This window comes from Pseudoalteromonas shioyasakiensis (assembly GCF_022398475.1).
Lineage (GTDB): Bacteria > Pseudomonadota > Gammaproteobacteria > Enterobacterales > Alteromonadaceae > Pseudoalteromonas.
Genome location: NZ_JAKEVM010000133.1, coordinates 1 through 12,064, shown reverse-complemented (window position 1 = coordinate 12,064; position 12,064 = coordinate 1). Strand labels below are relative to the sequence as shown.

The following is a 12,064-nucleotide window of genomic DNA, read 5'->3' as shown; positions in this document are numbered from 1 at the left end:
AGATAAAAGTGACAAGAAGATCTTTCAGTTATGCGTAATCTATAAAGCAATTTTTGATTCTATGGTAAAACTGAGCTGCTATATGTTAGAGGTTAACTTTCGAGAATGAATACTCAACACCGACAGACTTACTTTGACTTTTCAATGAAAGCACATTCTTATCAGCTGAATTTTTACCAAGCTTATAGTCAAAAATCCGTGTGTAATAATTGTGTATTTGCACTATTTAATGATTAAAGATTAGAAAGAAAATGTAGCATGAAAGCCTTTAAAACAACGCGTGCAGGAATTGTGTATTTAGTAGAGGGATATAGAAGCCTATAGAAACAAAAAACCGCTGTAACCATTGAAATTATTGGGCTACAGCGGTTTTAAAGTGGTGGAGCTGGGGGGATTTGAACCCCCGTCCGAAAAGCCTCGACCTTTGGTACTACATGCTTAGTATCGTCTTTTAGTTAACCTTATACAGCTCGGACGAACACGATCTGCAAAGGCGAGGCCGCTTAGTTTTAGCCCTTCAACCCCGGCCAGGGTTTCCGTAGCGAGTCCGTGTAGGGTGACACTTCAGAACCGGGTCCACAGACATACACCGGAGAAGTGCTAGCGGGCTATTATGCCGCTAGAGCGTAGTTATCGTCGTTTGCGATTACTTTAAATTGCGGCTTTTTTACGAGGCCAACCGCACCTCGACATGCACCTCGGGCGTCTTGAATTCCGTCGAATCCTAATCAGCCCCTGAATTTGGTATCTCATTCAGAGTGTTCGTGCAGTATAACTGAGTAGCCTATTCATACTCAAGGCATTAATCAGGAAATTTTTGCTAAGTGCCTTTGAATGCTGAATTTTCCAGCAAGAAAAATCTGTTTTTATACATATTTTTACATTTAATGCATACATTTTCTTAACATAGTACAAAAGTTGTGCTGAAATAGGAAACGTTGTTACCCTTCTTCAAAAATAACCTGTAACAACACATAACTATAATAACAGGCAGTTTTTTACAGGGCTTTTCAGATGTCGATGTTTTCATTCGATGAACAAAGCGGCTATGTCACTTTGTGTGAGCATCCTCGAGATGCGGGTTTTCCTACTACAAGTTCTCAACTAATTGAATTACTTGAGCAGTCTGCTTATGCCTGCTACGAATATATTGATGCCAATATAGGTAAGTTGTTTATACCTAGCAGCCAATATCAAAACCAATCTTTAGTGGTTGCTAAAGCCGTTGATGCTCACCTTGAAGTAAAAGTCGATGCTAAAAACATGGTGGTTGAAGCAAGCTTAACAACAGCCCGTGGCGGTAAAATTGTTAGCATGGATATGGCGCAAGAGGTGCTTGCAGAGGCGGGAGTGATTAAAGGCATTAGTTTACGTGCCCTTGATACCTTTTTAGGCCAACAATTTAAGCAACCACCGGGCGCCCATTACACCGCAATTGTTGCCCATGGCAGAATGCCTAAAGAAGGCACTGATGCTAAATTTGTACGCTTATGCTCTACAGCCCAAGACCGCGTTCTTAGCCCGCAAGCGACCTCTGGCGGTAAAGTCGACATGCGTAATTTAGGTGCCATTATTACCGTTAAGCCGGGTACACCATTAATGCAACGAGTTCCTGCAACACCCGGTGAAGATGGCTTTACTGTGTTTGGTGATGTGATGCCAGCTAAGCCCGGTAAAGACTTACCCCTTGAGCCATTCGAAGGAACGCGTATTGACCCTAATAATAGCGATATGTTGATTGCCGATGCGAAGGGGGTGCCTGTTGCCCTACCCCGCGGTATGCGCGTTGACGACGTATTGTGCTTTCATCATGTAGATGTGAGTACGGGCCATGTCGAATTTGATGGCAGTGTTATTATTAGTGGTGATGTAAAAGATGGTATGCGCGTCAAAGCCACGGGGGATATCACTGTATTAGGCTTTGTTGAATCAGCCACAATTGAAAGTAAAAGTGAAGTCACCGTCATGCTTGGGGCTGTTGGCAGAAAACGTGAAAACGTCGAAAACTTTACCTGTAACATCACGGCTTCGCGCACTATCTCAGTGGGTTATGCTCAGTACTGCCATATAAAAACAGAGCAAGATTTATTCATTGAACGCCAAGCTTTACATTGTGATTTAAGCGCTCGCCGCCTTATTCGAGTCGGCAAAGCCAATAACCCGCGAGGCAAAATTATTGGTGGCAATATTTTAGATGCGATGCGAATTGAAACTGGCGAGCTTGGTGCGCCATCAGGCACTAAAACACGGGTTTTCATTGCTCAGTACTGGCATGATTTACGCCAAAAGCAGCAGCAAATTAATGACTTTGAAAAGTTATTAGCGACAAAAGCAGCTGCCTTACAACAAGCTCGCAAAAAGGCCAATAAAATACCCGACCCAGCCCAGCGTGCGCATTATATTAAAAAGATCACTGCCAGCGAACAGCAGATTAAAATTAAAACGGCCAATACTAGGAAAAAGAAACACTTAGTGAAAATTAAGATTGCGCGCTTATTGGCAACAAGCCGCTTAAAAGTGAATGAACTAATGCATCCAGGGGTGGAGCTTAAGATAGCGCAAGAGAGTAAACAGTTTTCACGTATTTACCCTCCTAACATGGTGCGTTTTTTTGAAGGTAAGATCACTCAGTCGTTTTAACGGCTGAGTCTTGCTCTTCTTCACTTGCTTCAGTTTCAGGCAATGGCCAACCGCCGAGTTGTTGCCAGCGATTAACGATTAAACAAAACAGTTCTGCAGTACGCTCGGTATCATATAATGCTGAGTGAGCTTGCTTATTATCAAACTCAATACCTGCCGCCCTACACGCTTTAGCTAATACTGTTTGCCCTAGTGCAAGGCCTGCCAGTGATGTGGTATCAAAGCTAACAAATGGATGAAATGGCGTGCGCTTAATTTTACAACGCTCAATGGCAGCATTTAAAAAACCGTGATCAAACGCTGCATTGTGTGCTACAACCACTGAACGCTGGCAACCCGCTGCTTTTTGTGCCTTGCGTACAACTTTACAGATTTCTTTAATCGCTTCTTCTTCAGGCACTGCACCACGCAGCGCAGAGAATGGATCAATACCATTAAACTCAATGGCCGCTTGTTCAATATTAGCGCCTTCAAATGGCTCAACATGAAAATGCACAGTATGATCAATACTTAACACGCCGTCGTCATCCATTTTAAGGACAGATGCAGCGATTTCTAATAACGCATCGGTTTCTTTATTAAAACCTGCGGTTTCAACATCAATCACAACAGGAAAAAAGCCACGAAAGCGTTTTGCGAAGAGAGTTTGTTCAGTATTTTCCATAGTCTTCTTGGTTTGCCAGTGTAAGCTGGCTATTATGTCAAAAACCACGGCTACTCTGCTAGAGTAAATAGTGTGAAATCGCAGATTCTTACTGAGTTTTTAGGCACATTACTTGCTTTATATTATTCAGCTAGCCCTGTGTTTAGTATGCTGATGCAATTAAACACAAAAATTGCCAATTATTTGGCATTGATGATTTGTTGGAGAATTACCGTGATGAAGCTTTCATTACTTCCTTTAAGCCTAGGCCTATTAACCTCAGTTGCAAGTATAAATGCGCATGCAGCCATGCGTGAGTATACCGCTAATGCTGATATGTCGAACTGGCAAATGGTTAAAACTTCTCGCTTAGAATGCCAATTAAATCATGAAGTTCCTTACTATGGTGAAGCAATTTTCAGTACCACTGCCAGTAAAAATAAAGACGTAAATTTTAACCTTGATATGGTCGTACGCCCAGACAATTACAGTATTGCTGGTCTAAAAGCCGTACCACCTAGTTGGCGTGCAGGTATGCCTGCTCGAGACTTAGCGAATATGAAACTATTACGCAAATTTGACGGCGAGCTTGGCAACAAAACTGCTTGGGAAATGCTGACCGAACTTGAAAAAGGTTACCAACCGACATTTTATTACCAAGACTGGCAAAACAGTGCCGATAAAATTGCCGTTGGTTTATCGAGTGTCAACTTTAAGCAAGCCTATTGGGCGTTTTTACAGTGCCGAGATGCAATGCTGCCTTACAGCTTTGAAGATATTTCGTTCACAGTGATGAACTATGAGCCTAATACCAGCAAGCTGACTAAATCATCACAAAAACGCTTAGACAAAATTGGCGAATACTTAAAGTACGACACCAATATTGAGTCTATTTCAATATCATCTTACACCGACAGCTACGGTGGTCGCTGGAACAACCTCGAATTATCAAAGAAACGCGCTAAAGCGATTAAGGATTACATTGTTAGCTTAGGGGTCGATGAAAGCAAAGTAGATACCGATGGTTACGGTGAAAAGCGCCATGTTGCTAGCAACGACAACATTTTAGACCGAAACAAAAACCGTCGTTTAGTCATTCAAATTGCAAAAATGTAGCCGCTGCAGCGGCTACTAACCTTAACTCATTTCTACCGACTTCACGCCTTTAAAGCGCTTTAGCCACTTATCGCCAAACTGAAAAAATGCGAGGCTAATCATAATGATGGTCGCGCCAACAATCAGTGCTTGGTCAATGGGCTCATCATTAAGTAAACCACCAATCGCGATTGCAAAACTTGGTGTGATCAGGGTTGTTAATGCGACCGTGCTGGCGTTCAACTTCTGCAATACATGAAAATACGCCAGCGCACCAATTAATGAACCAAACACGCCTAAGTAAACAATTGAGTACAGTGATTTTGCACTCCACATCTGGCTATTTAGTTGGCCATCTACAAGCAACCAAGTAATAAAAAACAGTGGGGTTACAAAAACCAACGCACCAAATGTGGTGGCCATTGGATGAATAGCAATTCTTACCCGTTTGATCATCACACCGCTCAAACTAAAAAAGCACACCGCCATAAATACATATAACAGACCACTAAGCTGCTCTACCCCACCTTGAATATGGCGTTGGCTTACTAAAAATAAACCGATTAAAGCACAGCCAAGTGCGCCAAGCTTAATGGCGCTAAACTTAGGTTCATTCAAGATCTTTTGCGCAAGTAAGCCCGATAAAATTGGCGCAAGGCCAAACATCAATGATATTAACCCTGAAGGCACTGTTTTAGCAGCCATGTAGCTTAATAACATGCCGCCAAAAATACCTATGCTTGAATAGCCATAAAGGAATAAAGCACGGCGATGCCATGGCACTCGGATATTGGCAACAGCAACGACAAACGAAGCCAACACCAGCCCCACCAGCATGCGTAAAAACACAGCCAGAGTCGGCGCTACCGTTTCACTACTCCAAACAATACCCAGTGGTGTTGTTGACCAAATCACCACCATTAAAAAATATGAGGCTTTAACAGGCACAAGCTTATTCCTTTAAAAAGGCGAAAAAAGCGGAAGAGAATTTAAAAGGGAAATAACCAACCGCTTAGAACGCGGTTAGTAAAACTTACTTAATTAACCGCAGCACATAACAGACCATACGACTGATGAGGTCAGGCGCATACAATTGTTTGTTGGTCGTTGGTTTAGCTGCATCATGGTATTTAATAAAGTAAGTTGAAGAAGCTTAAGAATCCGCCTAAATGGTGATTTTGTCAACACGAATACTCATGCTATTTGGCAAAAAGTTATTTGCTGATTTCAACAGCCTGTTTGCACATGTAAATCATAGGTTACATTTAATTTCTTTGATTTATAACAAAACTATTTAAGTTTTGTTAAACAAGTTATATCTTGCTTGCCTCTCACGAAGTTTAAGGGGCAAAAAGTGCTTAAAAATAAAACAATAGGTAGCATGTTAATTGTTGCTGGCACCACCATAGGTGCAGGGATGCTGGCATTGCCTATCGCCTCCGCAGGGCTTGGTTTCACAACAGCGTTATCACTAATCTTTTTAACTTGGGTTTTAATGACCTACACAGCATTGCTGATGCTAGAGCTCCATCAATATGCCGACAGAGATGCAACCCTCAATACGTTAGCTAAGTCATGGTTGGGTAAACGTGGGCAATGGGTCGCTAACTTTTCGGTGATGTTTTTGTTTTACGCATTATGCGCTGCCTATATCGCAGGTGGCGGTGCGCAATTACAAGAAAAGCTCAACAATGGTTTATCGCTTTCTTTAGCGCCGCAAGTTGGCTCAGTTATTCTGGCTGTTGTGATTGGTACTGTGGTGACACTAGGTACTAGCAAAGTCGATAAACTTAACCGCGTACTGTTCACCATTAAAGTGTGTGTATTAGCCAGCTTATTTTATATGCTGACGCCTTATGTTCACGGTCAACACTTACTTGAAATGCCGATTGAACAAGGTCTAATTTTATCTGCAATCCCGGTGGTGTTTACCTCATTTGGTTTTCATGGCTCTATTCCATCGATTGTGAAATACGTGGGTTTAGATATCAAAACACTTCGTAAAGTAATGGTGGCAGGTGCGGCACTACCTTTAGTCATTTACATTTTTTGGCAGTTACTTAGCCAAGGCATGATGAGTCAAAACGACTTATTGCAAAGCCAAGGCTTACCGGGATTTGTAAGCAGTGTTGCTAGCATTGCTCACAGCCCACATGTTGCTACTGCTGTGAACATTTTTGCTGATTTAGCGCTAGCAACGTCTTTCTTAGGAGTGAGTTTAGGTTTATTCGACTTTTTTGCAGATGCATTTAAAAAAGGTGATGGCAGTAAAGATCGAATCAAAACAGCCTTGATCACCTTTATTCCACCGCTAGGCTTTGCGCTATTCTATCCACAAGGGTTTATTATGGCACTTGGCTACGCCGCCATTGCCCTGGTTATTTTAGCGGTGTTTTTACCGGTTGCTATGGTCTATAAGCAACGAAGCAGCAAACCTGATGCGGGTTACCAAGTTAAAGGCGGTAATATTGGCTTAGCACTGGCCGCCCTGTTTGGTGTGCTTATTATTAGTGCTCAAGGTTTACAAATGGCGGGGCTTATTCCAGCGATTGGTTAAACAGCTCATCAAAAAAAGCACCCGAGGGTGCTTTTTTTGTGTCTGGTTTAAAGCTTAATTAAAACACCATTGCTTTACCACGGCCAGATGCTTCAGAGGCTGCATCTAACTTACCGTCTTTATTGATGATCACATGCATATCACCAAAATGGCGTTCATCAAGTGTATAACCCATCTTCTCAAGCGCTTTAACAACCTTTGGTTCAAGACCTGTGTGGTATCTAATCACATTTTTAGGCCATAGCTGGTGATGAAAACGTGGGCTGTCTACCACTTGCTCTGCAGTCATATCAAATTCAACCGCATTTAAAATAGACTCATACACAGAGCTAATAATCGTGGTGCCACCCGGAGAGCCAGTTACCATTTTAACTTTATTATCCTGAAGTAGAATGGTCGGTGTCATTGAGCTCAACATACGTTTATGAGGTTGAATTTCGTTAGCTTTACCACCAATTGCACCAAATACATTCATCACACCTGGCTTGGCACTAAAGTCATCCATTTCATCATTCAAAATAAATCCTGCGCCCGATACAACCACGCCACTGCCAAAGCTTAAGTTGATGGTCGTGGTATTAGCAACGGCATTACCCCACTTATCTAGAATAGAAAAATGCGTTGTTTGCTCACTTTCGTGTAAACCTGGTTTGATGTTCTCGGTAGTTGAAATGGCATCTGGATGGATTGTACTTGCACGCTTGGCGAGATAATCATCTGCAAGTAGAGCTGTTTTTGGCACCTCATAAAAATCTGGGTCGCCTAAATATTCAGCTCTGTCGGCAAATACGCGCTTACCTACTTCAGCCAAAATATGAACATAGGTGGTCGAGTTATGCTCAAGCTTTCCTTCTGGCTTTGCCAAGTCGTACATTTTTAGCCATTGTAAAATAGCAATACCACCTGAACTTGGCGGTGGCGATGTGAGCACTTCGTAACCGCGCCAATTACCTTTAATCGGTGTACGCGATTTAGCTTGATAAGCTTTTAAGTCTTGCTCAGTAATAATACCGCCGTGTTGCTTCATAAACGTCGCAATGATCTTCGCTGTCTCACCTTCGTAGAAACCTGCTTTACCTTGATCACGAATACGTTTTAGTGTGGCGGCAAGTTCCGGCTGTTTAAATACCTTATTTGCTTTGGCATCAGCAAAGTAATCAGCAAAGTTAATGTTTACCGATTTTTTGGCCATTCGCGCAATGTAACGCTCGATACTTGCGGCTAGCTTAGGATGCACAATAAAGCCCTGCTCGGCTAATTTAACCGCAGGCTCTAGCAGTGTTTTCCACTCTAAGCTTCCGTGCTTTTGATGGGCAAGCCACATACCAGCAACACTGCCCGGAACTCCACTTGCGTGAATACCGTACACAGACATGTTATCAATAACATCGCCTTTATCATCAAGGTACATATCGCGATGAGCTGCAGCAGGGGCTGTTTCGCGGTAATCAATAAAATCACCTTTGCCATCTTTTTGGATCAACATAAAGCCGCCGCCACCGATGTTTCCGGCTTCTGGTAAAGTAACCGCTAATACAAACTGTGCCGCAATTGCCGCATCAACGGCGTTGCCGCCTTGCTCTAAAATAGCCCGCGCCGTATCACTGCTGTAACTATCTGGCATCGCGACAGCCGCTTGCTTTGCAAAGCTTGACGGATGAAAGAATATCGCGGTAACGATCAACAGATGTGCCGCGTATTTGACTAAATTTGCCATGGTACTTCCTTTTTCTTGATGTTATTTTGACCATTTAGACATGTGAAACCCATAAGGTCAATTAGTTACGGTTAACTTAGCTTAGCTGCTCTTTAGGACATGAATAAAGTACTGCAGGTAATTCACCTTGCTCATCTTTATGGGTATAGTTTTTTACAAACTTAAGGCCTAGTTTTTCCATCACCTTTATTGAGCCTAGGTTATCTTGAAGTGCTGTGGCACTGAGCGACTTTATTTCTTCTGGCTCGCTTACGGCTTTAGCAATGGCAAGTGCTGCCTCAGACGCATAGCCTTTGCCCCAGCTCATTTTTTTAAAGCGCCAGCCAATTTCTAAATCACTAAAATCAGGCTGTTCAAAAAAGCCCATAGGCCTGACTAATACCCAACCAATAAATTCATTGCTCTCGATGATGTTTACTTGCCAAAGCCCCCACCCTTTTTGCTCATTTTTATAGGCATTCAAGCGTGGAATAAACACCTCTTTAATGGTCTGCATACTGGATACTTTGCCACGAGTTAAATGTTTCATTACCTCAGGGTCGTTATCGAGCTCATAAAGTAGCTCGGCATCATTTTCATCCATTAACCGAAAACTTAATCGTGCTGTTCTAGCTATATTCATTTTTTATTGCTTATACTGCTTAATAGTTGATTAACTATTAGAGAAAAATATGAACAAATTAGCAAGCTTAGTTTTATTAGGCTGTATTGCCTTAACGGGTTGTGATGACGCAGAACAAGCCAAGAAAGATGCCAGCGAAGCAAAAGAGGAAGTAAAGCAAGCCCTAAATGATGCTTGGAGCGACGTAAAAGACGCCACCAACGAGTTTAATGACGACTCACTGCAAGAGTTACTTGAAGAGAGTAAAAAGATGGGATTAAGCATGTATGACGACGGTAAAGAAATTGCCTTAGATGCATGGATTGAGAGTAAAGAAGCGGCTGGTGAGCTGTCTGAAAAAACCAAGCAAAAAGCAAAAGAACTGGCTGAAGAATTAAGAGAAGCGCGCGAAAAGCGAGAACAAGAGAAAAATAATTAAAAAGAAAGGGCAAGTATTTACTTGCCCTTTTTTGTTAGTAATTAAAGCTCAAATTCTTTTTTGAATTTTAAGCCAAATTCACTGCGGTCATTGCTGCGCATTACGCCAACAAAACCAGATTGTTGTAAGCGACCTACATCGTATACTTCGTTTAACACGTTCTCACCGTAAAGAGTCACTTCAAAGTCACCGTTCGGGTTTAAGTAAGAAATGTTGAAGCCCACTAATTCACGAGAGTCAATATGTTCACTTTGGTTGTAAACCGACTGACCTTGCATATCGCTGCGGTATGAATAGTTAGCGTTTACTGCCACTGTGCCACCGTTACTTAAATCAATGAAATAAGAAGGTGCGACCATCACAGTCCAACGTGGTGTTAGTGCTGGTGAGTCACCTTTACCAATACCTAATACACCGTCATCTACTTCTGTGATTTCTGAATCTAGGTAACCAATTGCGCTACGTAGCGTAAAGTCATCAGTAAATGCAATTGTTGTCTCAAGCTCGATACCTTGTGCTTTAGATTCACCGGCATTTTCTACGATAGTAACAAAACCGCCACCTGCAGTTGGATCTGAGAATGGTAATGCCAGGTCTGTGTAGTCAGTAACAAACACAGCAAGCATCATAGATACATCTTCATGTACTTGACCTTTTAGGCCAAGCTCATAGTTAATTGCTTTTGTTTCATCGAAAGAAACAAATTGATCAGGACCACCAAATGGACGCGGAGGGAAACCACCTGTTTGATAACCTTTTTGGATTTGGCCATACACGTTCATGTTATTGCTAAGCTGGTAAGACGCATTTAAATCCCATGTTACTGCATCAAAATCAGCACTTACGTATTTACGTGTCGCAAACGTTGGGAATAAGGCATCGGCTTCTTTTTTATCTTTCGAATAACGTAGACCACCGCCTACAGTTAAATCGTCGCTTAGGTCATAGCTCGCATTGATATAAGCTGCGTATGAGTTAGTTTCTTGGTTGATATCAAAGTAACCATAATCACCAAAAGACGCTGTAGTACCATCATTCAGAAGACCATCAGGTGTATTGAATGGGCTAAATACAAACGGGCCAGAGCTTGTGAAGCCATCTTCATTAAAGAAGTATAAGCCAGACACAAAGTCCATATTATCGAAGCTACCGTTTAACTGGATTTCGAATGAATATTGATCTGCGCCGCCTTCTTCAGGGAACTCTGATAAGTTAAGGGCAACAGCGTCATCATCAAGACCCCCTTCGTATTCTGAGCTACGGTAGCTGGTGATGAACTTAGCCGTATACGTATTATTGATATCCCAGTCAGCTGTTAGTGAAGTACCCCAGCCTGAATAAGCCGTCGATTCAATACCCGCTACCGTTGTTGCTAAATCATCAGGATCGCTTGGTAACATGTCTTCTGTTAGTAGTGGGAAATCACCATTGAATGGGTCATTCGGGTCAAGTGGCGCCGTTAGTTCAATTGTGTATGGTGATTGGCCTGATTCGTTATCAACACCATCAATTGAGAACACAAAAGATAAGTCGCTGTTTGCTTGCCATTTAAGCGCCATACGACCGCTTAACTCTTGCTCTTCACCAATTTCTTTTTCTGGGTTTGCAAGGTTAATTGCTTCACCTACACCATCGCGTTGCTTATAAGACACGCTTGCAGACATGCTTACAGTGTCAGTAAGGCTGTTATTAAAGTAAACGTCACCGGCTAAACGACCACGGCTACCTACTTTTGCATTTGTAGTCACAATGCCTTCATCACCAGGTTGTTTAGTAATAATATTTACTGCACCACCTAATGTGTTACGACCGTACAAAGTACCTTGTGGACCACGTAATACCTCTACACGCTCAACATTTGGTAATGATAAGTTAGAGCCCATTTGGCGACCAAGGTAAACACCGTCTAAGTAAACACCTACCCCCGGATCAGTTGTGATCACGTGGTCTTGTAAACCAATACCACGAATAAATACAGATGCATGGGCCGCATTACCTACACCATAACGAGTGATGTTTAGGTTAGGTACGTATTTACCGATGTCTTCAAGGTTGCTCATGTTCGCTTTATCAATCAGGTTTTCGCCGATTGATGTCACTGCTGTTGGCGACTCAAAAATGCTTTCTGTACGCTTACGCGCTGTTACTTCGATTTTTTCAAAAGCATCTTGTTTAGCAGTGGTTTTTTCTTGCTCAGCAAAGGCTGAAGTAGATAATGCAGCAACAATGGCTACAGTTAACTGTGAGAGGTGACGTAATTTCAATTAAAACTCCAAAGGATACCGTGTGTGTGTATTTTTACCCGTAAATTTCAGGCATAAAAAAAGACGCTTAGGTATAAGCATCTTTCCTCTGGAGGGGTATTATATGTT

The 12,064-nt window shown here is 42.2% G+C and carries 9 protein-coding genes and 1 other RNA gene; 4 read left to right on the top strand and 6 right to left on the bottom strand.

Annotation, left to right across the window (positions count from 1 at the left end; genetic code table 11):
- Positions 1-377 precede the first annotated feature (377 nt).
- Positions 378-736: a transfer-messenger RNA gene (gene ssrA / locus L1D51_RS17650) on the bottom strand.
- Between the two features lie 278 nt (positions 737-1,014).
- On the opposite strand from ssrA, the gene L1D51_RS17645 reads away from it, so the two are divergent.
- On the top strand, positions 1,015-2,640 hold the full coding sequence (locus tag L1D51_RS17645) for a FapA family protein (RefSeq protein WP_054561848.1): 1,626 nt from the start codon (positions 1,015-1,017) through the stop codon (positions 2,638-2,640).
- On the opposite strand, the gene rnt is transcribed toward L1D51_RS17645, so the two are convergent.
- The gene (rnt, locus tag L1D51_RS17640) at positions 2,624-3,304 is read right to left on the bottom strand and encodes a ribonuclease T (RefSeq protein ID WP_054561849.1); all 681 of its coding nucleotides are present in this window, start codon (positions 3,302-3,304) and stop codon (positions 2,624-2,626) included. The genes L1D51_RS17645 and rnt overlap by 17 nt on opposite strands.
- 216 nt (positions 3,305-3,520) lie before the next feature.
- Here rnt and L1D51_RS17635 point away from each other — a divergent pair, with 216 nt between their 5' ends.
- A complete protein-coding gene (locus tag L1D51_RS17635; RefSeq protein ID WP_054561850.1) occupies positions 3,521-4,399 on the top strand; it encodes a flagellar protein MotY in 879 nt (292 codons plus the stop codon).
- Between the two features lie 21 nt (positions 4,400-4,420).
- Here the strand turns inward: L1D51_RS17635 and L1D51_RS17630 are convergent, their stop codons facing one another.
- Positions 4,421-5,326, bottom strand: coding sequence for a DMT family transporter (locus L1D51_RS17630; protein WP_239964391.1), 906 nt, complete (start codon positions 5,324-5,326; stop codon positions 4,421-4,423).
- Between the two features lie 406 nt (positions 5,327-5,732).
- Between L1D51_RS17630 and L1D51_RS17625 the strand changes: the two genes are divergently transcribed.
- Positions 5,733-6,935, top strand: coding sequence for an aromatic amino acid transport family protein (locus L1D51_RS17625; protein ID WP_239964390.1), 1,203 nt, complete (start codon positions 5,733-5,735; stop codon positions 6,933-6,935).
- A gap of 58 nt (positions 6,936-6,993) precedes the next feature.
- Here the strand turns inward: L1D51_RS17625 and ggt are convergent, their stop codons facing one another.
- Positions 6,994-8,652: a gamma-glutamyltransferase gene (gene ggt, locus L1D51_RS17620; RefSeq protein WP_239964389.1), complete on the bottom strand. Its 1,659-nt coding sequence runs from the start codon at positions 8,650-8,652 to the stop codon at positions 6,994-6,996.
- A gap of 76 nt (positions 8,653-8,728) precedes the next feature.
- On the bottom strand, positions 8,729-9,274 hold the full coding sequence (locus L1D51_RS17615; RefSeq protein WP_055196987.1) for a GNAT family N-acetyltransferase: 546 nt from the start codon (positions 9,272-9,274) through the stop codon (positions 8,729-8,731).
- Between the two features lie 49 nt (positions 9,275-9,323).
- On the opposite strand from L1D51_RS17615, the gene L1D51_RS17610 reads away from it, so the two are divergent.
- Positions 9,324-9,692 (top strand): hypothetical protein, encoded by a 369-nt coding sequence (locus L1D51_RS17610; RefSeq protein ID WP_054551695.1) that lies wholly within the window; start codon positions 9,324-9,326, stop codon positions 9,690-9,692.
- A 41-nt stretch (positions 9,693-9,733) separates the two neighbouring features.
- Here the strand turns inward: L1D51_RS17610 and L1D51_RS17605 are convergent, their stop codons facing one another.
- Positions 9,734-11,956, bottom strand: coding sequence for a TonB-dependent receptor (locus L1D51_RS17605; RefSeq protein ID WP_055196989.1), 2,223 nt, complete (start codon positions 11,954-11,956; stop codon positions 9,734-9,736).
- Positions 11,957-12,064: the final 108 nt, after the last annotated feature.